The organism is Bacillus sp. 2CMS4F, from assembly GCF_023161785.1.
GTDB lineage: Bacteria > Bacillota > Bacilli > Bacillales > Bacillaceae > Bacillus > Bacillus halotolerans.
Window position 1 is genome coordinate 17,880 of the sequence record NZ_JALNTO010000011.1, and the last position, 22,873, is coordinate 40,752.

Consider the following 22,873-nt stretch of genomic DNA (forward strand, 5'->3'; position numbering starts at 1 on the left):
GAAACGAAAAAACATGCTCTTTTTCAAAAAGAAACGATAGAGATTGCTAGGCGGCGGTTTCGGGCATAAAAAAATCCCTATCATCAAATGCATTATGATCATAAGGATTTTTGTGTTTATGCTTTCTTTTATTCAATATGTCTTTTATGCTTTTTGTCATTCTTTCATGGGTGCTGAAGGATGGAGAACTGCCTCTTGATAATAAGGCGTCCCGTCCGCTGTTTCTAAGCAGATGCTCCCGTTTTCTTTTCGCTCGGCTTTTTGCCATGCTGATCACTCCCTGTTTCATTTTGGTTCATTATAGCAAATGGAACTTGTTATTAAAATGTTTTGAACCTGTCAGAAAAAAACAGCACCTGTCGTGCCAGGTGCTGTTTTCATTTTAATGTTTGACCGCTGTAAGAGCTGCGCGTTCAACGGCAGCTGTCACTTCGTGATGGACCTTTGAATCCAGCGGCTGCGGAACCACATCACCTGGCTTTGTGCAGGCTGCAATGGCCTCTGCTGCCGCCACAAGCATATCGTGATTGATCTCCTTGCTTTTGGCATTCAGTGCTCCTCTGAATATACCCGGGAAGCCAAGCACATTATTCACAGACCGCCCGTCAGCTGCATACGCTGCGCCGGCCTGCAAAGCAGCCTCAGGCTCAATTTCCGGCTTCGGATTGGATAAAGCCAATATGACCTGACCAGATCGTACGAATTCAGGTTTAATTAAACCAGGAACTCCTGTTGTGGCAATGACAATATCACATGTTTCCATTAACTCTTCGATGCTGGCAGCTGTCTGTCCGCCGTATTGCTCAAGACGATTCATCGCCGCCTCTGATTTGTCTGTTCCACATACAGCTTTGACGCCGTAAGCCATAAACATCCGGCAGATGGCTACGCCCGCTGCGCCGAGGCCGATCTGCCCCACTTTTGCTTCTTTCAAGTCAACGCCCGCGCTTTTACATGCCGAAATGGCAGCTGCCAGCGTGACGACAGCTGTCCCATGCTGATCATCGTGCATGACAGGGATACTGAGCTCCTCTTTTAGGCGATCTTCAATTTCGAAGCAATGCGGTGACCCGATATCCTCAAGCAGGATGCCGTTAAATCCTGGTGAAATATGTTTTACCGTATTGATGATTTCTTCAGGATCACTTGTATCCAGCAAAATCGGGATACCGCTGATTCCTGCCAGCTGATCAAACAGCGCTGCCTTTCCTTCCATAACAGGCATTCCCGCCACAGAGCCGATATTACCAAGGCCGAGAATCGCTGTTCCATCGGTTACAATTGCGACCGAGTTGCTGATTGTTGTATAGATATCAGCCTTCTGAGGTTCTTTCTCGATCAGTCTGCAGACGTCTGCTACACCTGGGGTATAGACGCGCCCGAGCTCTGCCAGCGAACGGATTGGCATTTTGCTTTTCATTTGGATTTTTCCGCCTTCATGGGCAGACAGGACTTCATCAGATACCGTGTGAAGCCTGATCCCTTCGCCAAGAGCCTGAACAGCCATGATCACTTCCTGAAGCTGTTCTTCATTTTCCACTTGTACAGTAATATTGCGCATCGTGTAATTGGGTCCGACTTTTACCGTCTCCACATCACCAATGTCTCCGCCCAGAAGGCCGATTGCTGTAGCCACTCTTCCGAGATTTCCGGGAACCGAAGGCGTTTCTATCATCAGTGTCCGAATCATGTGTTTCGCTATCATTCAGTGATCCTCCCCTTAGCCTAGTTTTTCAGCTTGAGCTGTATCGTTTTTCGTATACCATATACATTTTCCTGTATAACCATAGATAATGGCAAGACCTATTGCGACAAAACTGAGCCACATAAACGGCAGATAAGAGAAGGTAGAAACTCCTAAAATTCCGGCCATGTAAATGCCGTTATCAGACCAAGGAACCATACCTGAAGTCAATGTTCCTCCGACCTCTGAATTACGGGAGAGAACTCTTCTGTCCAGATGCAAACGGTCATAGCTGTCTTCCATAATCTTCGGTGTCAAAATAAGAGATACATACATGGCACACCCGAAGATGTTCGCCAAAAATGCTACAATCAGCGTAGATAATGTCACATTGCCCGCTGATGTCAATTTCTTTTCAAACAATGAAACAATGACTTTTAACACACCTAGCTTCTCAAGCAACCCGCCAAAACCGAGACCAAAGATAATCACGACGAGAGACCCGAGCATGCCTACGATGCCTCCGCGGTTTAAGAGGCCGTTTAAAAATTCAACATCTGTTTTAATAGAGAACCCGTTGTAGGCTGTTGCAATCGCATCCGCGAAATTCATGCCTTGGAAAACAGCAGCCCAGACAGCGCCAAGCAATGCACCAATTACGATAACCGGCATAGATGGCTTTTTCATCGCTAATAAGACGATAACGATTACAGCCGGGATCAGCATCCAAATATGAATGTCAAATGTATTCTGCAATGAAGATTTCAAAAATTCAACTTTGTCGAGGTCAATATTTTTCCCGCCGTACATAAATCCAACAGCTGTAAAGAGAATAGCCGTAATCACATATGCTGGTATTGATAAATAAAGCATCGCTCTGACGTGGTCCAATACATCCACTTTTGATAATGAAGAAGCCAGGACTGTACTGTCAGACAGAGGAGACAGCTTGTCCCCGAAATAAGCTCCGGAAAGAATGGCTCCCGCTACAAGAGGAAGCGGGATTCCGAGGCCTTCACCAATTGCGATCATGGCGATGCCGGCTGTTCCAACTGTTCCCCATGACGTTCCCGTTGCCACAGACATAATAGAACAAATAATTAACGTTGCGAGTAAAAAGATACTAGGGTGAATAAATTCTAATCCATAATAAATCAAAGTCGGCACCACGCCTCCGGCGATCCATGTTCCGATGAGCGCTCCGACTGAAACGAGAATCAGAACGGCTTCGAGACCGTTTGATATTCCGCTAAGAATCGCATTCTGCAAATCTTTATAAGAATGACCGAGTCTGATTCCGAGAATCATTGCAATAAACCAGGAAATAAAAAGCGCAAGCTGTATCGGCAAGTCCAAAAAGACTGTAAACGACATGACAAGTGCCAAAAATACTCCTAGTACGATAATAATTTCAAATAGTGTTGGCAATCTTACATCCTTCAAAAGAAGTCCCCCTTAATGAAAAAGCTAAAACGCTTTCAATAAATAGTGCAACACGTATACTATACTTCCTCATCCCTATGCTTGTAAACAGCTTATTCACCGGCTATTCAGGGGTGAATAAGCTGCATTTTGTTTAAATTTTATTTTTCTAATAGCTCTTTTCCAGCAATCCCTGGCTTTGTCATCTCGTATGGATTTAAAATGATATCCAGTTCTTCTTCTGTCAGCACATCATGCTGAAGGCAAAGATCACGTACGGACTGGCCTGTCATAATCGCTTCCCTGGCGATTCGGGCAGCCGCTTCATAGCCAAGATGCGGATTCACAGCGGTAATAACGCCAGCGCTTTTTTCTACGTATTGTTTCAAGCGTTTTTCATTAGCTTCGATGCCTTTTAAGCAATAGTCAGTGAAGGAACGGAAACCATTGTTCATAATGCTGATTGATTGCAGCAGATTAAAGACGAGCACTGGCTCCATAACGTTTAACTCAAGCTGACCTGCTTCTGAAGCTAGGCAGATGGTATTATCGTTTCCAATCACCTGGAACGCAATTTGGTTAATGAGCTCCGCCATAACCGGATTGACTTTACCCGGCATGATGGAAGATCCCGGCTGGCGGGCAGGCAGAGAGATCTCCGCAAGTCCGGCGCGCGGTCCCGATGCCATTAAACGAAGGTCGTTTGCGATCTTCGACATGTTCATCATGCAGACTTTTAATGATGCAGAAACTTCTGTGTAAGCATCTGTATTTTGCGTTGCATCGACAAGATGGTCAGCGCCGACAAGAGGCAGTCCGCTAATATCAGCAAGGTGTTTAACGACTTGTTTGATATATTCCGGATCGGCGTTCAGTCCAGTGCCGACAGCAGTAGCGCCCATGTTGACTTCATACAGGTGCTGCCGGGATTGTTTAATGCGTTTAATATCACGCTCAAGAACACGGCTGTATGCTTCAAATTCCTGGCCGAGACGAATCGGAACAGCGTCTTGGAGGTGAGTCCGTCCCATTTTAATGACAGAATCAAATTCCTGTGCTTTTTGTTTAAACACACCATGCATGTCTTCCATTGTCTTAAGCAGTTTTTCCAGCAGATTCAGTGTGGAAATATGAATAGCTGTCGGAAACACATCGTTTGTTGACTGTGACATATTAACGTGTGTGTTAGGGCTTAAGTGGATGTATTCTCCCTTTTTATGACCCATGATTTCAAGCGCGCGGTTTCCGATGACCTCGTTCGCATTCATGTTCATGGATGTACCAGCGCCGCCTTGAATCGGATCGACGATAAACTGGTCGTGCCACTTGCCTTCCAGAATCTCGTCAGCGGCTTGTACGATAGCTTGGCCAATTCCTTCATACAGCCGTTTTACATCCATGTTTGCAAGAGCGGCAGCTTTTTTTACAATCGCCAGCGCGTTAATCATTTCTTCATGGATTTTATATCCCGTAATCGGAAAGTTTTCTGAAGCACGCAGCGTTTGGATGCCGTAATAGACATCTGCTTCAATTTGTTTTTCTCCAAGGAAATCTTTTTCCACGCGGTATTCTTTTTGGCCGTTCAACATAATCTTTAACCTACTTTCTCTATAATGGTTATAGTTTTAGCTTTTTTACAGGACAACGTCATCGGCAATCGGTGTTTCCATAATTCTTTTTACGACTGGCAGATCTGAGGATTGGCCGAGTGCCCACATTAATTTAGGAACGATTGCTTCAGTGTTCATGTTTCTAGAGCGAATAATCAAGTCCTGATTGACTCTGCGGCCGACTTCGTAAATACTCATATCTTCGCCTTCTTCCAAGCATTGAGTCGTAATGACGACAACGATGCCGCTTTCAATCAGCTCATTTACTTTGGACAAAATGTCTCTGCCTTCAAACGGAACGCCTCCGCTGCCATAACTTTCGATGACAATTCCTTTGTACATGCTTTTCAGAGCGTCCAGCATTTCCGGCTTTAAGCCCGGATGCAGCTTAAGCAGACAAACATCTGTGCATAGTGACGTATCAACCGTGAAGGAGTCGTTCTCAGGTTCCGTTACTTGTTTGTTGTATTCAATCCCGTCTTCTGTAATAAAAGCGATATATGGATAATTGATGCTTTCAAACGCGTCATAGCTTTTCGTTCTTAACTTGATCGCACGTGTTCCTTGAATGACTCTGCCGTCAAACACAACATAAACCCCACCTACGCCTTCACAGGCAAAGTGAATGGCATCTGTAATATTTTTTTTGGCGTCTGTCTTTTGAAAGGTAATCGGAATTTGCGAGCCTGTAATCACAATCGGCTTTTTAGCATACTGCAGCATATAAGATAATGCGGCAGATGTATAGGCCATTGTATCTGTACCATGGGTAATAACAAACCCGTCATAGGCATCATAATTTTCCTTAACGGCTTCCGCTATCTCCACCCAGTATTCAGGCTGCATATTGGTGCTGTCTATATTCATAAGCGATTGGGTTTCCATCGTGTAATCGTTATCAAGTTTTGATACGTAACTTAACAACTCGTCAGCCTTCACCCCCGGGGCAAGCCCGTTTTCCCCTTCAACTGAAGCGATCGTTCCCCCAGTTGTCAACATCAATAATTTTTTCATACCATACACCTCTTCACTATATCTAAAGATGGGTTTGCGAGAAGGCATTCGCTTTTCGCATACTTTTAATGCAATTATAGACACGGAAAATAAAATACGCAAGACATTATTATTCAATTCGCGTACACTTCCGAATACCTATATGATATAATCAGCTCAAGTTGAAAAAGGAGCGGAAGTCCATGAATTTAGATCGTTTAACTGAATTGAGAAAAAAGAAAAATTGGTCGCTTCAATATACTGCTGACCTCCTGGGCATCGCAAAAAGCACATACGCGGGATACGAATCCGGCTACCGCCGCCCTTCGCTTGAGGCGCTGGCAATGCTGGCAGACCTTTTTGACACAACCTGCGATGACCTCTTAGGCCGCCCAAAGCAAAAGCAGACTGCTCCTCAGACCATTGAATTGACCACGTGGAGCAGCCTTGACATTGATATTGCTGTTGACGGCAAGCCGCTGTCTGAAGACGAAATTATACAGTTGATCACCTTTATCCGGACAAAGAGAAAAGTCCAGGAGGAACTGAGTTAATTTTCACTCAGGACTAACTTTCCCGTAGGTTCCTCCTCCTCCGGCTTTCAGTTCAAGCTTTCCTGACCTCGCTTTCACAATAAGAGCGGCGGTTTTCAGCGGAACAACCCGAGCCAGATCCTCCTCTGAAGTCTCATGGAGAACAGCCATTTCTGTGCCAAAGGCAGTCTTCAGCTTGTCCAGGGTTTTCGGTCCGACACCCGGAACAAATTGCAGCGGTATCTGATGGACATATCTAGGACGCGTTATGCCTTTTCCAGACTGATCACTCAGTTCGCGCAGTCTCTCGCTGACACCCTTTGTCAATCTGGCACTTCCGCATTCCGCGCACGCCGTTGCCCCGCTCACTGTACGCTCCCCGCATACTTCACAAGCCGTTTGATAATACTTCCCCAACAGCGGATCTAATCCGTAATTTGCAGTAATTTTCCTGTTGTCCTGCCCCTTTAATGCAAGAGCAAACTCAGAAAAATCAGCTGACTGCACATATAGTTCATTATATTCTCTGCCGATCTTCCCTAAGGAATGCGCATCAGAATTTGTTAAAAATGAATATTTATTCAATTCAGATACCCGCGAAGCCATAGGTGTGTCACAGCTTAAACCAAGCTCGACCGCATCTATCATAGAAGAATCAAAAACTTCAGTTAAACTTGACTTAACCCCTTTTCCGTACAAGCTTTTGTGGGGCGTGAAAATATGGGCGGGGATAAACAATCCGCCCATTTCCTTTACTTTTTTTTGAAGGTTCAAGCCTGTTTCGTATATCCGCTGCGAGCTTAAGTGAATATTTTTCATCCGCGCTGAAAGCCAGGCTGAAAATTGTTTCATATCAGCGAGATTCGGCATAAAAACGAGCACATGAATCGGCCCGCTGCAGGCTTCATCGTAAATCTCCAGCTCGCTTCCCAATAAAAGAGTTGTGCTGCGATAACGGATTCCGCCGCCCTCAAGCTCGTGATACCTGCCTGAAGCAATGCCTTCCTCAAGCTCTATTATGACTTCCGGGGAATGGCAGTCAATAATCCCCAGAAGTTCAATCCCTTTATATTCACTGGCCTCAACCAAAATCCGGTCCACCGTCAGGGTTTTTGCACCTGTTATTTTGACAGCCCTTCCTGTATAGGTCCGGCCGATATGAATGTGTAAATCCGCGTAAATCTTTTTCATTTTTATGCTTGCAGCGCTTCTTTCAGCTGAAGATATTGAATCGCATAGGCTGTCTTTGCGTCGTATACCTCACGCGACTCAACCAGCTTCAGTGCGTCTTCAAGCGTCACCTCCATCACTTCAACAAACTCGTCCTCATCAAGCTCCCGTTTTTCTTCAAGCACAGACAGCTCTTCCGCAAGAAAAACGTGAACAATTTCATCGGCAAAACCGGGCGATGTATAGAATGCTGTGATTTTCGTCAGCTTTTTCGCTGTGTATCCTGTTTCTTCTTCCAGCTCCCGAATCGCCGTATACTCCGGCTCTTCTCCTTTTTCCAGCTTTCCGGCCGGTATTTCAACGATCGTCCGCTCCAGCGGCTTCCGGAATTGTTTCACCATTATGATTTTCCCTTCGTCTGTGACAGCCAGCACCGCTACCGCACCCGGGTGTTTTACAATTTCGCGTTTACTCGTTTTTCCGTTTGGGAGCTCGACGTCCTCTACATAAAGATCAATAACTTTACCCGAAAAAATCTGTTCTTTAGCAATTGTTTTTTCTTCTAAGTGTTTCATTTCTTCATCTCCCGTTCTGTCTCTATATCATGCCCCATACATTTTATCATACTAGAGAAAAGGGGGCTTCTTTATGAAAGTGTACCGTATGCAAAAGGGCGTCGTTTTAGTGGGAAAAGCGTGGGAGGTGCGGGCGAAGCTCAAGGAATACGGGCGCACATTCCGGTATGTGAAAGATTGGGTTTCCGAGCCGTAAAAGTTGAAAACTCCGCTCCTTTATATTACGGTCATTACAAAGCCTAAAAAAAGGAGTGTGCACATGAGAAAGCGCAAACTAGGTTCATCTGATTTAGAAATAAGCGAAGTCGGACTTGGCTGTATGTCCCTTGGAACCGAAAAAAATAAAGCGCTGTCGATCCTTGATGAAGCCATTGAGCTTGGCATCAACTATCTCGACACAGCTGATTTGTATGACCGCGGCCGCAATGAAGAAATCGTCGGCGAAGCGATTCAAAACAGACGCCAGGATATTATTTTGGCAACGAAAGCGGGAAACCGCTGGAGTGACGAAAGTGAAGGCTGGTATTGGGACCCTTCAAAAGCTTACATAAAAGAAGCTGTGAAAAAGAGCTTGACACGTCTGAAAACGGATTATATCGACCTGTATCAGCTTCACGGCGGCACAATAGAAGATAACATTGATGAAACGATTGAAGCATTTGAAGAATTAAAACAAGAAGGTGTCATTCGTTATTATGGAATTTCTTCTATTCGCCCGAACGTCATTAAAGAATATATAAAAAAGTCAAACATCGTCAGCATTATGATGCAATTCAGCCTGTTTGACAGACGGCCGGAGGAATGGCTCCCGCTTTTAGAGGAACATCAGATCAGTGTCGTTGCCAGGGGCCCGGTCGCTAAAGGGCTGCTGACTGAGAAACCGCTTGAACAAGCGGCTGACAGTATCAAACAAAACGGGTACTTATCCTATTCATTCGAGACACTGACAAATGCCCGCAAAGCGATGGAGAATGTCGCGCCAGATCTGTCTATGATAGAAAAGTCGCTGCAGTATCTGTTAGCACAGCCTGCTGTCGCCTCAGTGATTACAGGCGCCAGTAAGATTGAGCAGTTACGGGAAAACGTTCATGCTGCAAACGCACGGCGTTTAAGTGAAGAGGAAATCAAAGCGCTCCAATCTCATACGGAACAAGACGTTTACGAAGCGCACCGCTCTTAACAGAAAAACCAGTACCTGTACAGGTGCTGGTTTATTTATATTGATGCCAATCCAACGGACTTTCATTTAGGAGCTCTTCGAAGGTTTTATTTTTTTCGATCTCCTTTTTCTTTCTGATCTGTTCTGCTTTTTCTCTTTTCTGTCTCTCCTGATCCTCTTCCTTCAATTGGCTTTTCATCTGCATCAGCTTTTCTTTTATATCGGATTGAAGGTCGTCTTTTAATTGGTGTTTGTCAGCGGATTTTTGTTTTTTCATGCTCGCTTCCCCCGTGTTTTTGTTTTGAAGCCAGTTTATCATGGAGATTCAGGCTGAACAAGCAGACTCTCTTCGGAAAAACGCTGTCATATTTTTCTGCCGGCTCAGCAGCGTTTAGGTATAATGGTGTTAGAAGGTTATCCATAATAGAGTTGAAAGGTGCTGTGTCTTTTGAAAAGATTCCTTTTAGCCGTCGGCGCTGTCTTGGCAGCTGTAGCTGCTATCGGTATTTGTTTCACAAATATCATTATGTTCATAAAGAAAAAAACCGACGATGAGATTATGAAAAGAGAAACAGATGACGGGCATGATGTATTTGAATCGTTTGAACGCATGGAGAAAACGGCTTTTGTGATTCCATCGGCTTACGGATATGATATAAAAGGCTACTATGCTGCACCGCACGATACATCAAATACAATGATCATCTGCCACGGTGTGACCGTGAATGTATTGAATTCTCTCAAATATATGGATTTATTTCTTGATCTCGGCTGGAATGTGCTGATTTACGATCATCGCCGGCATGGACAGAGCGGCGGAAAGACTACAAGCTATGGTTTTTATGAAAAGGATGATTTACACGAGGTCGTCAAATGGGTCAAAGACAAAACCGGTAACCGCGGATTGGTTGGAGTTCATGGTGAATCAATGGGAGCAGTGACTGCTCTGTTGTATGCAGGCGCACATCCTGACGATGGCGCTGATTTTTATATTGCCGATTGCCCGTTTGCAAGCTTCGAGGAACAGCTTGCGTATCGTCTGAAAGCGGAATACCGGCTGCCTTCCTGGCCGATTCTTCCCATTGCCGACTCCTTTTTACGGTTCAGGGACGGCTACCGCGCACGCGATGTATCTCCGCTTGCCGTCATCGAAACGATCGAAAAGCCGGTCCTCTTTATTCACAGCAGGCACGATGATTATATTCCTGTTTCTGCAACCGAGCGGCTTTATAAAAAAAAGCCCGGTCCAAAGGAACTCTATATTGCTGAAGCTGGAGAACACGCCATGTCGTATACAAAAAACCGGGACACGTATCGAAAAACCGTGCAAGCCTTTTTAGACAAAATAACGTAAAAAGCGAAAGGCCCCTTTCGGCCTTTCGCTTTTCCATCATAAAACGTCGGTGATGCCATCCATATGTTCACTGATCCATTCAATCGCAAGGTCTATCGTAGTAAACTCCTGCGCTTCAAATGTCATTTCATCCTGCAAAAGCCAAACATCCTTCTCGACGGATTGCGCTCCTCCGATTGACCAATGCAGCAGTGTGTAGGGATGGTTTTTGTTCAGAAAGGATACCCACGTTTTATTCTGTGCTGTATTCTTAATTGACTTCAGCTTTTGTTCCACGTTTCGTGTCTCCCTACTTTACTAATATGCTCATTCTTGGACTGAGCATTTGAGCCGGACTTTTCAGCGCCAGCGTTTTGGCTTTTTCATTGTAATCGATTGTCATTTGATCGTCAAAAAACACTTTTTGCGACGACTGGATATATAGCGGAATGCCGTTCGTTTCCAGCTGCTCACACTGTCCCGCTAATTCCTCTGTCACCCAGATGGTCGGTACACCGCTTACTGCGCAGCCGCATCCTTCAGCGTCATAACGGAGCTGTGCCTTTTTCCCCGGGTTGGCGTCAAGCGCCTGCTGCAGTGCCTGTTTTGCTGCATCTGTCACATGAATGTTCATAAGGTGAAACCCCCGTTTTTTTCATTTTCGCTATTGTAGCACACCACGCGTCCGTTCGCATTGTTTCTGCCTTTTTTCCACCGCTTCGCTTTTTCTTCTGCAGCCTTGATCCAATCGGTTTTTCCCTGTATGTACTGCTTGATATTGTCCGGGTACTGGGCCGCCAGCTGTTTTTTGAGCGCGGCGTATTCATTCGCTATCTCCGGATGAGCTGTGAGATAATCTCTGAACACCAAATGCCGTTCAATAGCAGGATGCCCTCCCTCATAAATATGAACATGATGAGTACGCTTATTTCCGCCCTTTTGAAAATAGCGTCTGCCAATCATGCCGTTTTCTCCTTTCGGCATATAGCCGAGCTCCGCCATTTTCGAATCATATTGGTTCACGGCCGCGATATCCTTTACTGCAATCAGGATATCAATGACCGGCTTTGCCGCCATATTTGGTATCGATGTGCTTCCGACATGATGCACGTCAATAATCTCCGGGCCGAGCACAAGCTTCAGACGATCTTTTTCCTCTCTGAACAGCCTTGCCCATTCTTCATTGTAGTGAACGACTTCAACCTTTCTTTTCGGATAGAGATGAAAGACTGACAGAAAAAGCCCCTCTGACGCTTTGACGGTTTTCGTCTTTACAAACCCTGCCTGCGTATACAGCGACACGGCCGGGTTGTTTTTCTCGGCTGTTACTACCTCGATTTTCTCAGCGTCTTCGTTCTGATCAATAACAAATTGCACGAGTGCTCGTCCGATGCCTTTTCTGAAGCCATCGGGATGCACAACAAGCCTGCAAATGGTCAGCTCATGCATAAACTTCTCGTATGAAATGACACCGAGCAGTTTCCCGTCTTCCCGGAATCCCGCAAATCGCTCCTGGGAGGCTCTGATATCCTCAGCTTTTTCGTGTAAAGCAGGGATTCCGTCAAAACCGATAAGCTCCGCTTCTTTTACATAAGCTGGCTTTTGAACGTCAATAATCTCACGCGATACAGCCTCCTCCTTATGCTGAAGAAATGCAATCATTTGTTTTCTCCTGAAAACAGCCGCTGCTTCTCGACTTTGGCGATGCGGACCGCATACGATTCATACCATACGCTTTTTCCTTTCTCTTTCGCTGCCTGATGTTCGGTGTGATGCTTCCAATGATTGATTGCGTCCATACTCTCCCAATAGGAAACTGTGATGCCGGTTCCATCCGCTCCGCGAACGCTTTCCACACCTAAAAATCCGGGCTGGCTCGCCGCAAGCGAAACCATCCGCTCTGCTGTTTCTCCATAAGCTTCGTCATTTTCACTTTTGACAGAAGAAAAGATAACAGCATAATAAGGAGGCTCAGGTGTTTTTGTTAAAAAATCCATAGCGGTTCCTCCTCATATGTTTTTCACAAAAAGAACCCTGTCCTGGCCCGGTCCATCGTAATTTGCAAATACTGAGATGCCATTCACTGTTTTGCTGCCTTTTTCAATTTCAAATCCCAGTCTTGTATGATACGCGATTGACACCTTATTTACCGGGGACGTCACGCACTTTACCCGGGTGCATCCCCTTTTCTTAACTGTTTCAATAAACACCTCGTATAATTGTTTTCCAATTTGCATTTTTCTGAAATCCGGATGCACACCGGAAAAATGGATGTATGCCGTTACAGGATCTGATTGCGATTGAAATCCGATTAAAAATCCAGTCATGCTGTTATGTTCATGTGTGATAAAGCTGGTGTCCTGAAAATGTTCAAAAAATAATCGCGGGAGCTTTTCTTTCAGCTGCCTGCCGCCCCACCATTCATTCATTACAGACGTTACCATTTCATAATCTGAAGACGTGATTGTTCGAATATCCATTACGATTTGATCTCCCTCCGTCTGGCAAAACGAATGTCTCTTTTTTCTCACAATATAAAAATTATATTTTGCCTGACTGGAATTGTAAATGCCTTCTTTTCTGTATCATACGTTTCCAGACTGCTGACGGAACAATGTTTGCTATTTTCACATCTAGTTCTCCCCCTCCAGGAGGGGGGACATTTACAGAAAAATATCAAGCACCTGATCAAGTCTCAGCTTACAGAGCTTGCCGGCGTCCCCTTTTATCCACACTGTTTTTTCAAATTCCTCATAGCGGCAGATTTTCCCGCTGCAGGTGACAATTTCGCCATCTTGAAAGCAGCTGACAGTAATATCCTGAGCAAATTCCATTGCCATGCAAAGCGTTTGGTTCATCTCCGCCAGCTTATCCGAATCAAGGATTGGCCTTTGCAGCTTCTGTTTATGGTGTTTTCTCTCAAGCAGGCTTTGTTTATGTTCAGGCAGAAACATTCGGCTTCCTTCCCACAGCAGATTGCCTCTTTTTAAATGCTCATTCATTTATAATGCCCTCCTATTTTAGCCGCACGTTCAAACGCCTGGCCTGCCGCTGTCAGTGAGGCCGCCCTGATGATCGCCGTGTCGCCGAACCGGTTTTTAATCCCGTCCATCACATAGCCGAGGCTCATCTTCTTTGCATAATCCTGAAATAAATTAAGCTGCCATACTTCATCAGATGAGAGCTGAGAGAGATTGACCCCGAGGCGGCGGACAGGCTTCCCGTCCCAAAACTTGAGAAACAGTCTGCATACAGCCTGGTACACATCCTGCGTAGAATTGGTCGGTTCCGCCAGCTTCACTTGCCGGTTGAAGCCGGTCGGCAAATCAAAGTCAGCCCCCCTGCAGCTCACCGAAACCGTCTGCCCCATCATCCCGGCGTTTCGGCTTCGCCTGCATACCTCTTCACTCAGCTCCAGCAGAACGACCTTTATTTCTTTGTCAAAGTGTTCATAGTCTTTCGGGAGTGTCATTCCGTGGCCAATCGCTTTTTGTCCGTCCAGCGATGCCGTTGACACAGGAGAATAGTCGATTCCGTTCGCCGTCATCCACAGCACGTGTCCGTTAATGCCCCATTTCTTTTTTAACAGCTCGAGCGGAAAAACCGCAAGCCCGCCGATCGTGCTGATGCCCATTCGATTTAAATGATGTTTCATCCGGCTCCCGACGCCAAACATACTCCCCACCGGAAGCGGCCACATCTCGGTTTTCATATTTTCTTTCGTTAACGTGAAAATACCGTTCTTATTCTTTTTGGCAAAATTGTCACACGCGATTTTGGCAAGCGCTTTATTAGGGCCGATTCCGACCCGGGCATAAATGCCGACTTCCCGCATGATTCTGTCCTGAATGCTTTTAGCAATTTCCTCGGGCGCCCCAAACAGCTTCTGGCTGCCTGTGATATCCATGAACTGCTCGTCAATGGAATAGGGCTCCACAAGATCTGTATATTCCTCTAAAATGGCGGTGATTTGCAGCGATACATCAATATACCGCTGCATACGAGGCCGGAGCACAACAGCTTCAGGGCACTTTTCCTGCGCTTCCCACAGGCGTGAGGCATTGGCTACCCCTTTTCGTTTCGCCAGCGGGCATGCAGCCAATACAACTCCGCCCCGCCTTTCCGGATCACCCGAAACAATCACCGGCTGATTTTTCAAATGTGGATTTTCCGCTTTCTCTACAGATGCATAAAACGATTGCATGTCAACGAGAAAAATCACTTTTTCTTTCATCATACACACCTCTAAAAAGAACTTATGTTCGCTTTCACTATTATATGCGAAAATTTGTTCGATTTATACTGGTAAATGATTCTTGTCTGACAGAAAATATGATGCAAGGGTTTGAGAGAAGGAAAACATTTAGTAGAATGAAAGCGAACCATAAAGATAGGAGAGTCAAAATGGAGAAATTTGTCGAAAAAATGCTGGGACAGGCATTGCGCCAATACGGCCGAAATGTCGCCGTTGATCCGTTAAGCCCGTATGAAAAACAAAGCCTGAAAGCTGCTTTAGAGGAAAGACAAAATGAAGATCCAGACGAGGACCTGCATGCGCATATAGAGGATATCATTTATGACTACGTCACAAACCAAGGGCTGTTTTCTTAGTGTCATGCACCTTCATTGTTGGAGAGATTTCGTATATCTGTTTTCGTATGGCCAGAAGGGACGCGGCTGATATTGACGGGAAGCGCCCCTTCTCATGTAAGGACGCTCAAGCCCATCAATAAACTTTACTCACTCAGCATTTCAGGAACCCGACGATATGAGCTAGAGCCTGATGGGTCAACGTCTTTAAACGGAAATCCGTTTGCTTCTCCCGCCTTCCTGATGTCTTTAAACTGCCCGGGCATTTCTGCTCAATGAGAATTGCACTTTCATGATATAAGCGCCGGACAAAAAATCCGCATACTTCAACCTCCGCTTCAACGGCGTAAACGCCACCGTCAACGTGAAACATGAACCATTCAAAAACAAAGGTCATCCTGCGCACACATAGTGTAATACAATCCCATATAAACCGGTAAGTAAAAATATTTAATCCGCCGTTGGATAAGGAAATTTTTTCATGTATGATAGAAAAAGATCTTACTAACAGGAGAGAACAATAGACATGAAGACATGGAAAGATATCCACCCAATCAGCTGGACAATTATTATCGGAACCATTTTTGGCAGGATGGCAACATCGATGAGCATTCCGTTTTTAGCGATTTATTTAACAGCTGTCCAAGGCGCATCAGCGTCCTACGCGGGGCTTGTCATTGCGGCGAGCTCATCAGTCGGGATCATTGCAAGCTTTTATGGCGGATATATCTCGGACAAATTCGGCAGAAAGAACATGATGCTTGTATCCATTTTCGGCTGGATGCTGGTGTTTGCAGGGTTTGCGGCCGCTTCTCACCTCTGGGTATTTTTTGTGGTAAATGCGTTAAACGGACTTTGTAAATCACTGTTTGAACCTGCTTCAAAAGCTTTGCTGTCAGATATGACAGAAGAAAAAACAAGATTGCTGGTTTTTAATTTACGGTATGCAGCCATTAATATCGGCGTTGTCTTCGGCCCTGTGCTCGGTCTGTACTTTGGTTCATCACAATCTACCGCTCCTTTTTTGGTGCCCGCGGTGATTTATGGGATGTACGGTGTCATCCTTGCCATCCAATTTAAAAAGCATCCACCCGCGACATTAGAACAATCCAGAAATCTGAACGTTCGGGAAGCGTTTATGGTAACGCAAAAGGACCGTCTTTTTACAGTTGCTCTTATCGGCATTACACTATGCATCTTCGGCTATTCGCAGTTCAGCTCTACATTTCCGCAATATATGGCGCAGAATCCCTTTATCGAAAATGGGACAAAATTGTACGGCTTGATGCTGACATTAAACGCAATTGTTGTTTTGGCAACACAGTTTCCCATCGTCCACCTTGGTAAACGGTTTTCGCCGCTTTGCTCCCTGATGCTCGGCAATATCATGATCAGCGCCAGCATGATGATCCTTACCATGTCACACGGGGTTTCTTCACTTGTTATCATTGTGGTTGCATTTACAATTGGAGAAGTGCTCTTATTCTGTATGATGGATTTGTTTGTAGACCAGATTGCAAAACCCGGATTAAAAGGAACGTATTTCGGAGCGATCGGCTTTTCGCAGTTTGGGAATGTGATTGGCCCTTGGGCCGGCGGCTTATGTATAGATGCATTTGGTGCCGGGCATCCAAGTTCCATTTTTTCTGTCCTTAGCGGCATCACCCTGCTTGGCCTGCCGTTTTTAGTGTTTGCCTATCGGAGGATGAAAGCGGGAATCACTGAGCAGCAACCCGGACTGGGGAAGCCGCTTTAACACAAGAAGACGGGAGAGAATCGCTCTCTCCCGCAAAAACGAGGTGATGAAATATGAATATAGGTGATATCATGTTTCAGCTGATCGTATTTTTCATGTTTGCCGCTGTTATCTCGGCGGCTGTGATCGGCTCTACATATGCGAAAAACCGTAAAGCACAGCTGGACCGAATCGAAAAAAAGCTTAACAGCATGTCCGAAGACCAAAACGATTAACCGCTTGGGGCAACGAGCTCTACCTTGATCCGGTCAGGGTCCTCACAATAGACTGCATAATGCCCGTCTCCTCCGGCAAAAGGATGCCGGTCTCGGTACAGCACACGATAGCCTTTCGCCATGAATTTTTCAGTCATCAGGTCGACTTGAAGCTTGGATTCAGCATGAAACGCGAGATGGTTCAGCCCGACACGGCACCTGTGATATTTCGGCTCTAGACATTCTTCTTTTGCCTGAACAATCACAAGGTAAAAGTGATCATTCTTCCAGCTGATGCCGGAACTCCATTTTTGAAACTCTTTATAGCCGCTTCCAAACCGGAGACATACAGTTCAATATGGTGCATAATGGTCACACCCTTCTCACTAACACTTCTTCTACCTTATGCCGGTCTCCCTTTCGCAATATTAAATCTGACCTGAATTTAGTCGGCAAAATATTTTCATATAAATTAGGGCGGTTGACACTCTCCCAAATCGAGGTTGCCATCTCGTCAGCCTCCTGGTCAGACAGGTCTTTAAACTTATGAAAATACGAGTCCGGATTTTGAAAGGCTGTTTCCCGAAGAAGGCGGAAACGCTCTAAATACCAGGTAAGAATCCGGCTTTCGTCCGCATCGACGTAAATTGAAAAATCAAAGAAATCGGAAACAAAGATGCGTGGATTTTCCCGGTCATCTTCCAAGGTCGGTGATTGAAGAACATTAATCCCTTCGATGATCACGATATCAGCCTGTTCTACAACCTCAAACACACCTTCCTCGCGGTCATAGGTTAAATGAGAATATACCGGGGCCTTCACTCTTTCTTTTCCTGACTTTACGTCATTCAAAAATTCGAGGAGCGCTTTCACATCATAGCTTTCAGGAAATCCTTTTCTTGACAGCAAGTTTTTCTTCTTCAGCTCAGCTGTAGGAAATAAAAAGCCGTCTGTCGTGATCAGGCTGACCTTGGGGCGATCCGGCAAACGCGAAAGCAGCTTCTGCAAAATCCGCGCTGTCGTGCTTTTTCCGACTGCGACACTGCCGGCAATGCCGATGATAAACGGAATTTTGGCTGAATGAGGGTGCTTCAAAAAAACATTCACATGTTTATTTCGTTCGGCAGCGGACTTGACATGCAAATGAAGCAGGCGAACAAGCGGAATATAGATCGTCTCCACTTCCTCTACGGATAGATGATCATTCAGCCCTTCAACAGCTTTTGCCTCTTCTTCAGAAACAGCAATCGACAAATGGCCCCCAAATCCTGACCAAGACTGCCGGCTGTGCTGTGTATATAAAGTATGTAAATTAAGCTCTTTATTTTTCACTGTTTACACCTGACTCTCTGTAGCTTTAAACAAACGCTTACAAAGATTGTAACGGAAAACATTCCTACTGTCTGCTTATTTTTTCAATTTACTTTTTAACAAGTCAGCACCGATTCGGTTATATGCAGCCATTTCTTCTTTCGGAACCATACTGCCTCCCGTTCCCCAGACAACATGTACGGCATTTTTCATGCTGAGACGCAGATCATTTTCAGACATGTCGTGTTTCCCGGTTTCCGATAAAAACAGCTGAACAGGCCCGAACATGCCGGCAAGCGCAGACGGCTCTAAATGCTTATTTTCAGATAAAGCCAGCAAATGAAGCAAGGTATACAGCGTTTCGTCTTCAATTGTATAACAGCCGCTCAGCAAAGGTTCTATCAGATTGCCGACAAATCCTGACGGACGCCCTACGGCAAGCCCGTCAGCAGCCGTTACATTATCCAAGCCGATATCCTGCACAGAGATCTGGTCATGCAGGCCGGAATATAGACCTAAGAGCATAGACGGTGAATGGGTAGGCTCCCCGAAAAATACATGGACATGGTTTCCGTATAATAGCTTCAGTCCAAATGCCACACCGCCCGGCCCTCCGCCGACTCCGCAAGGCAAATACACAAACAGCGGTGTTTCAGGACCAGGCTCGATATCCATTAAGCTGAGCTGTGTTTTTAAACGACTGGCCGCTACCGCATAACCTAGGAACAGCTGGCGGGAATGTTCATCATCAATAAAATAACAGAATGGATCTTGTTCCGCCTGCCGCCGTCCTTCCTTAACCGCTTCACTGTAATCTGATTCGTACTCGATTACGGTGACACCCTTTTTGCGAAGTAAATCCTTCTTCCACTGTTTAGCGTCGGAGGACATATGCACCATCACTCGAAAACCTAGTTTGGCGCCAATGATGCCGATGCTTAAACCAAGATTGCCTGTTGAGCCGACAGCAATGGAATAGCGTGAGAAAAATGAAGTGAACCGCTCTTCGTGCAAGATGCGGTAATCATCTGTTTCCTTAAGCATTCCTTCTTGAAGCGCAAGCTCCTCCGCATGTTTCAGCACTTCATAAATACCGCCGCGTGCTTTAATCGATCCCGAAATCGGAAGCTCATGATCGCACTTTAAAAGCCATCTCCCCGGAAACGTTGCGCCATACACTTCCTCCAGCTTCTTTTTCATATGGCGTATTTCAAAAAGCGGCGATTCAATCATCCCTTCGGCAGCTTTTGTTTCCGGAAACGCCTCGGCAATATAAGGAGCAAACCGCCGAAGTCTTTTGTCCGCCTCGGCTATCTCGCTTTCCCACTCAGCCGCTTGTAGAACCATCCCCTCTTTCTTGCCGGGATTAGCCCAGAATACCGGTCGTGCATCAATCAATTTCTGAATAAATGGATCTTTTATCAGATTACGCAAAGTTTCTTGATTTATCGACATCAGCCATTTCTCCTTCCTGTAACAAATGTATATCTTTATAAAAAACTGCCTGCAAACACACCAAAAGGCGCCTCACACAGGCAGTTCCATGCTTATTTTTTCATGAACACCCGTCCAGCCAGCTTTTCCACAAGGGCTGGAAACAGCTGATATAGCTTTGTGCCGGCATTCATCAAACGAGGAAGGTTGATTTCACGTTTGTTCGTCATAATGGCAGACGCGATTTGTGCTGCCACATCATCTGGGTCAAGCATCCAGCGTTCGACATTTTTGGCATAGTCTCCGCCTTTATCAGCAATAGAAAAAAAGTCAGTCTGAATCGGCCCTGGATTGACTGTCGTCACATGGACGCCCGTGCCCGCCAGCTCCATACGCAAAGCGTTTGAATAGCCGAGCACAGCGTGTTTTGTCGCTGAATAAAGGCTGGATTTCGGCGTGGCAATTTTCCCTGCTTGAGAGGCAATATTGATGATATGGCCGCTTTTTTGCTCAAGCATATGCGGAAGAACAGCTTTTGTACAGGCGATCAGACCGAAAACATTGACATCAAACATTGATTTCATCTCATCAAGTGTAGAGTCTAAAACCGTTTCAAAAATACCGAAGCCTGCATTATTGATCAGCACATCAACCGGACCGATCTGATCACGGACGAGGGTGATATCTTCAAGACGGGAGACATCCAGAGGGAAAATATCACATTGTCCGCTCCATTCCTCGGTCATTTTTCTTTTGATTTCCTTCAAACGATCCTCACGTCTTGCCGACAGCAAAACATGGGCTCCTTCAGCCGCACATAAATAAGCGATTCTTTCACCAAGCCCTCCTGAAGCACCTGTAATCCAAATACGCTTGCCAGCTATATTTTTCACCCTGTTCACCTCTCTATTGCTCTAAAGTATGCGGTTTTTCCATTCCAATATGACGTGATGCCTGCTTCGGCTGCCAATATATCAAGATGCCCAACCGTTTCTGACATCGTTAAAAACAACTCTTTTTCATAAACGGCAGGAAAGAGCTGCTGACAGACCTGAAAAGCGGTAAGCGGTTTTTCCGACAGCATATGACGCACATCCTCGGTTCGGCTGCTCTGCTTGTCAAACCGCTTCTTGATCAGTGCTCGTACATTGCCAATCGTCTCGCCATGACCGGGAAACACTGTGTTCGGCGCAAGTTCAGACAGCCTCCGCAACGACCGCTGATAATCCAGTAAAGGCTCCGATCTTTTTTCTCCCGTTTTTGGCGCTTCAAGAATCGGGTTAGACGAGCTGTTCGCCAGCAGCAAATCACCGCCAAGCATTCTTCCGGTCTTTTCATGAAAGAGAACAATATGCGACTCTGCATGTCCGGGCATTTCCAGAACAGTCCAGTCACCCATCCCGTCAATTTTCATCCCTTCCGTAACCGTTTGGGTCAAGGATCTTGTACAGGAAAATGCGTACGCCGACCGGATGAGCTTTTCTGCTTTCACATCATCAAATGGAACGCCTAACTCAGGCAGCAGCTTTTGAAAAAAATGTTTTTGCCACTCCATAAATGCCTTGTCTCTACTGATATATGGTTCGTTAAACGGATGTCCAATCACTTTAATATCATCAGAAAAAACATCAAGCAACCCCGCATGATCCGCGTGATGGTGAGTCAGCACGATCTGCTCAATATCTGACATTTCTATATGTATACTAGCAAGCTGCTCTTTTAGGACTTCAGCTGCTTCTTTAGTGTTCGGTCCGGCATCGATCAGTGTCAGCGCGTCACCTTTTACTAAGTAAACGATGACATCACCGACGGCAAACGGTGTCGGGACGCGAATCGGAATGATATCTGCAGTTGTCATTCTTTTGCTCCTTGTCTTCATTCATTACTCATATTTTAGCTTTTTCCCGGTCCTGTGTCATTATTGCCGTATGAGAATGTCCCTTTTTGAAAAAGCTATTGACATTAGCTTATCCCCCATTGCATAATGAACAACAACTAAAATGAGAACCATTGGAACGCTATGACGAGGAATAGTATACAGGCAATGGCCAGAGAGAGCGATATCCCCAGGCTGAAAGGTATCGCGGCCCGCTTGTTTGTAGAACCTGCCCTCAAGTCGCGGTTAGGAAAACCTAAACGTTTCCCGCGTTACGGGATTTGAGCTGAGCACAAGTTGTGCTAATGAGGGTGGTACCGCGAACCTTTTCGTCCTTTACGTGATGAAAAGGTTTTTTGTTGTTCTGATAGAAGGAGGATATCCATGAAAAAGATAGGATTTGTCGGCGCCGGGTCCATGGCTGAAGCAATGATCAACGGCTTTTTGCAAAGCGGCATTACAAAACCTGAAAATATTTATATCACAAACAGGTCAAACGAAGAGAGACTCAATGAATTAAAGGAAATGTACGGCGTGCGTCCATGCAGGGATAAGAGCGAGTTTTTCACACAAACAGATATCGTCGTTCTCGCTTTTAAGCCTAAGGATGCGGCAGAGAGCATTGACAGCATTCGTTCTTACATGAAGGATCAGCTTGTCATTTCTGTGCTTGCAGGCCTTACCATCGAAACCATTCAGCATTATTTCGGCAGAAAGCTTGCTGTCATACGGGTGATGCCGAATACTTCAGCTGCCATCAGAAAATCAGCAACCGGATTTTCCGTAAGCGCTGAAGCAAGCCAAGACGATATCACGGCGGCTACAGCATTGCTAGAAACAATCGGTGACGCCACATTGGTTGAGGAGCAGCACCTTGATGCCGTTACCGCGATAGCAGGCAGCGGTCCCGCTTACCTGTATCGCTATATCGAAGCGATGGAAAAAGCGGCGCAAACGGTCGGTTTAGAGGAGGAAACGGCTAAAAAATTGATCCTGCAGACAATGGCAGGCGCAACAGACATGCTTCGTCAAAGCGGAAAACAGCCCGCACAGCTGCGCAGGGAGATTACGAGCCCAGGGGGAACAACAGAGGCAGGCCTTCGCGCTTTAACGGAAGCCCGCTTTGAAGAAGCGATCATTCATTGTATTGAAGAAACAGCCAAACGAAGCGCTGAAATCAAAGAGCAATTTGCCGGAGCCGCCTTAAAGAAGCATTTATAGAAAAAAACACAA

General features: G+C 45.7%; 26 protein-coding genes and 2 pseudogenes. 8 read left to right on the forward strand and 20 right to left on the reverse strand.

Annotated features, from left to right (window positions below; genetic code table 11):
* Positions 1-46: 46 nt before the first annotated feature.
* The 5 genes from MTN95_RS15040 to ansA form a co-directional block, all read right to left on the reverse strand.
* Positions 47-268 (reverse strand): hypothetical protein, encoded by a 222-nt coding sequence (locus MTN95_RS15040; RefSeq protein WP_105954906.1) that lies wholly within the window; start codon positions 266-268, stop codon positions 47-49.
* A 114-nt stretch (positions 269-382) separates the two neighbouring features.
* Complete coding sequence (locus tag MTN95_RS15045) at positions 383-1,705, reverse strand: NAD-dependent malic enzyme (RefSeq protein WP_248338794.1); 1,323 nt, start codon at positions 1,703-1,705, stop codon at positions 383-385.
* 15 nt (positions 1,706-1,720) lie between these two features.
* Positions 1,721-3,127 carry a malate-H+/Na+-lactate antiporter MleN gene (mleN, locus tag MTN95_RS15050; RefSeq protein ID WP_105954904.1) on the reverse strand — a complete coding sequence of 469 codons (1,407 nt, stop codon included), beginning with the start codon at positions 3,125-3,127 and terminating at the stop codon, positions 1,721-1,723.
* Between the two features lie 140 nt (positions 3,128-3,267).
* Positions 3,268-4,695 carry an aspartate ammonia-lyase gene (aspA, locus tag MTN95_RS15055; RefSeq protein ID WP_010334814.1) on the reverse strand — a complete coding sequence of 476 codons (1,428 nt, stop codon included), beginning with the start codon at positions 4,693-4,695 and terminating at the stop codon, positions 3,268-3,270.
* 45 nt (positions 4,696-4,740) lie between these two features.
* Entirely contained in the window at positions 4,741-5,730 is a 990-nt protein-coding gene (ansA, locus tag MTN95_RS15060) for a type I asparaginase (RefSeq protein ID WP_248338796.1), read from the reverse strand.
* Positions 5,731-5,912: 182 nt separating this feature from the next.
* On the opposite strand from ansA, the gene MTN95_RS15065 reads away from it, so the two are divergent.
* Complete coding sequence (locus MTN95_RS15065) at positions 5,913-6,263, forward strand: helix-turn-helix domain-containing protein (protein ID WP_024121939.1); 351 nt, start codon at positions 5,913-5,915, stop codon at positions 6,261-6,263.
* 3 nt (positions 6,264-6,266) lie between these two features.
* On the opposite strand, the gene MTN95_RS15070 is transcribed toward MTN95_RS15065, so the two are convergent.
* Together MTN95_RS15070 and nudF are read right to left on the reverse strand one after the other, a co-directional pair.
* Positions 6,267-7,433 (reverse strand): TIGR00375 family protein, encoded by a 1,167-nt coding sequence (locus MTN95_RS15070; RefSeq protein WP_248338798.1) that lies wholly within the window; start codon positions 7,431-7,433, stop codon positions 6,267-6,269.
* Between the two features lie 2 nt (positions 7,434-7,435).
* The gene (gene nudF, locus MTN95_RS15075) at positions 7,436-7,987 is read right to left on the reverse strand and encodes an ADP-ribose pyrophosphatase (RefSeq protein ID WP_105954900.1); all 552 of its coding nucleotides are present in this window, start codon (positions 7,985-7,987) and stop codon (positions 7,436-7,438) included.
* A gap of 73 nt (positions 7,988-8,060) precedes the next feature.
* Between nudF and mciZ the strand changes: the two genes are divergently transcribed.
* Both mciZ and MTN95_RS15085 read left to right on the forward strand, forming a co-directional pair.
* Complete coding sequence (gene mciZ / locus MTN95_RS15080; protein WP_024121940.1) at positions 8,061-8,183, forward strand: Z-ring formation inhibitor MciZ; 123 nt, start codon at positions 8,061-8,063, stop codon at positions 8,181-8,183.
* 63 nt (positions 8,184-8,246) lie between these two features.
* Positions 8,247-9,167, forward strand: coding sequence for an aldo/keto reductase (locus MTN95_RS15085; RefSeq protein WP_248338800.1), 921 nt, complete (start codon positions 8,247-8,249; stop codon positions 9,165-9,167).
* 31 nt (positions 9,168-9,198) lie between these two features.
* Here the strand turns inward: MTN95_RS15085 and MTN95_RS15090 are convergent, their stop codons facing one another.
* Positions 9,199-9,423 (reverse strand): YqkE family protein, encoded by a 225-nt coding sequence (locus MTN95_RS15090; protein ID WP_248338802.1) that lies wholly within the window; start codon positions 9,421-9,423, stop codon positions 9,199-9,201.
* 171 nt (positions 9,424-9,594) lie between these two features.
* Between MTN95_RS15090 and MTN95_RS15095 the strand changes: the two genes are divergently transcribed.
* A complete protein-coding gene (locus MTN95_RS15095) occupies positions 9,595-10,500 on the forward strand; it encodes an alpha/beta hydrolase (protein ID WP_227597665.1) in 906 nt (301 codons plus the stop codon).
* A 36-nt stretch (positions 10,501-10,536) separates the two neighbouring features.
* Here MTN95_RS15095 and MTN95_RS15100 read toward each other — a convergent pair whose 3' ends face one another.
* The 7 genes and pseudogenes from MTN95_RS15100 to MTN95_RS15130 form a co-directional block, all read right to left on the reverse strand.
* Positions 10,537-10,776, reverse strand: coding sequence for a DUF2552 family protein (locus MTN95_RS15100; protein WP_044154756.1), 240 nt, complete (start codon positions 10,774-10,776; stop codon positions 10,537-10,539).
* A gap of 13 nt (positions 10,777-10,789) precedes the next feature.
* Complete coding sequence (locus tag MTN95_RS15105) at positions 10,790-11,113, reverse strand: iron-sulfur cluster biosynthesis family protein (protein WP_024121945.1); 324 nt, start codon at positions 11,111-11,113, stop codon at positions 10,790-10,792.
* Positions 11,110-12,141, reverse strand: a complete 1,032-nt coding sequence (locus tag MTN95_RS15110; protein ID WP_248338804.1) for a bifunctional GNAT family N-acetyltransferase/GrpB family protein — start codon at positions 12,139-12,141, stop codon at positions 11,110-11,112. The genes MTN95_RS15105 and MTN95_RS15110 overlap by 4 nt, the downstream gene beginning before the upstream one ends.
* Positions 12,119-12,476 (reverse strand): annotated as a pseudogene (locus MTN95_RS15115) (antibiotic biosynthesis monooxygenase family protein). The gene MTN95_RS15110 and the pseudogene MTN95_RS15115 overlap by 23 nt, the downstream one beginning before the upstream one ends.
* Before the next feature lie 12 nt (positions 12,477-12,488).
* The gene (locus tag MTN95_RS15120) at positions 12,489-12,959 is read right to left on the reverse strand and encodes a GNAT family N-acetyltransferase (protein WP_248338807.1); all 471 of its coding nucleotides are present in this window, start codon (positions 12,957-12,959) and stop codon (positions 12,489-12,491) included.
* A 183-nt stretch (positions 12,960-13,142) separates the two neighbouring features.
* Entirely contained in the window at positions 13,143-13,481 is a 339-nt protein-coding gene (locus MTN95_RS15125; protein WP_185848858.1) for a YolD-like family protein, read from the reverse strand.
* On the reverse strand, positions 13,478-14,716 hold the full coding sequence (locus MTN95_RS15130) for a DNA polymerase IV (RefSeq protein ID WP_095713226.1): 1,239 nt from the start codon (positions 14,714-14,716) through the stop codon (positions 13,478-13,480). The genes MTN95_RS15125 and MTN95_RS15130 overlap by 4 nt, the downstream gene beginning before the upstream one ends.
* 167 nt (positions 14,717-14,883) lie before the next feature.
* Here MTN95_RS15130 and MTN95_RS15135 point away from each other — a divergent pair, with 167 nt between their 5' ends.
* The 3 genes from MTN95_RS15135 to MTN95_RS15145 all read left to right on the forward strand — a co-directional run bounded on the left by MTN95_RS15135 (position 14,884) and on the right by MTN95_RS15145 (position 17,040).
* On the forward strand, positions 14,884-15,090 hold the full coding sequence (locus MTN95_RS15135; protein WP_024121951.1) for a YqzH family protein: 207 nt from the start codon (positions 14,884-14,886) through the stop codon (positions 15,088-15,090).
* Positions 15,091-15,595: 505 nt separating this feature from the next.
* Complete coding sequence (locus MTN95_RS15140) at positions 15,596-16,825, forward strand: MDR family MFS transporter (RefSeq protein WP_213417717.1); 1,230 nt, start codon at positions 15,596-15,598, stop codon at positions 16,823-16,825.
* A 53-nt stretch (positions 16,826-16,878) separates the two neighbouring features.
* On the forward strand, positions 16,879-17,040 hold the full coding sequence (locus tag MTN95_RS15145; RefSeq protein ID WP_024121954.1) for a hypothetical protein: 162 nt from the start codon (positions 16,879-16,881) through the stop codon (positions 17,038-17,040).
* Here the strand turns inward: MTN95_RS15145 and MTN95_RS15150 are convergent.
* The 5 genes and pseudogenes from MTN95_RS15150 to MTN95_RS15170 all read right to left on the reverse strand — a co-directional run bounded on the left by MTN95_RS15150 (position 17,037) and on the right by MTN95_RS15170 (position 21,622).
* Positions 17,037-17,386 (reverse strand): annotated as a pseudogene (locus MTN95_RS15150) (VOC family protein). The gene MTN95_RS15145 and the pseudogene MTN95_RS15150 overlap by 4 nt on opposite strands.
* Positions 17,387-17,391: 5 nt before the next feature.
* Positions 17,392-18,351 carry a type I pantothenate kinase gene (gene coaA, locus MTN95_RS15155; RefSeq protein WP_024121956.1) on the reverse strand — a complete coding sequence of 320 codons (960 nt, stop codon included), beginning with the start codon at positions 18,349-18,351 and terminating at the stop codon, positions 17,392-17,394.
* 75 nt (positions 18,352-18,426) lie between these two features.
* On the reverse strand, positions 18,427-19,785 hold the full coding sequence (dsdA, locus tag MTN95_RS15160; protein WP_248338809.1) for a D-serine ammonia-lyase: 1,359 nt from the start codon (positions 19,783-19,785) through the stop codon (positions 18,427-18,429).
* Between the two features lie 92 nt (positions 19,786-19,877).
* Entirely contained in the window at positions 19,878-20,657 is a 780-nt protein-coding gene (locus MTN95_RS15165) for an SDR family NAD(P)-dependent oxidoreductase (protein ID WP_105954889.1), read from the reverse strand.
* Between the two features lie 5 nt (positions 20,658-20,662).
* On the reverse strand, positions 20,663-21,622 hold the full coding sequence (locus MTN95_RS15170) for an MBL fold metallo-hydrolase (protein WP_248338811.1): 960 nt from the start codon (positions 21,620-21,622) through the stop codon (positions 20,663-20,665).
* A gap of 402 nt (positions 21,623-22,024) precedes the next feature.
* On the opposite strand from MTN95_RS15170, the gene proC reads away from it, so the two are divergent.
* Entirely contained in the window at positions 22,025-22,861 is an 837-nt protein-coding gene (gene proC / locus MTN95_RS15175; protein ID WP_185848853.1) for a pyrroline-5-carboxylate reductase, read from the forward strand.
* The last annotated feature ends 12 nt before the right edge of the window (positions 22,862-22,873 follow it).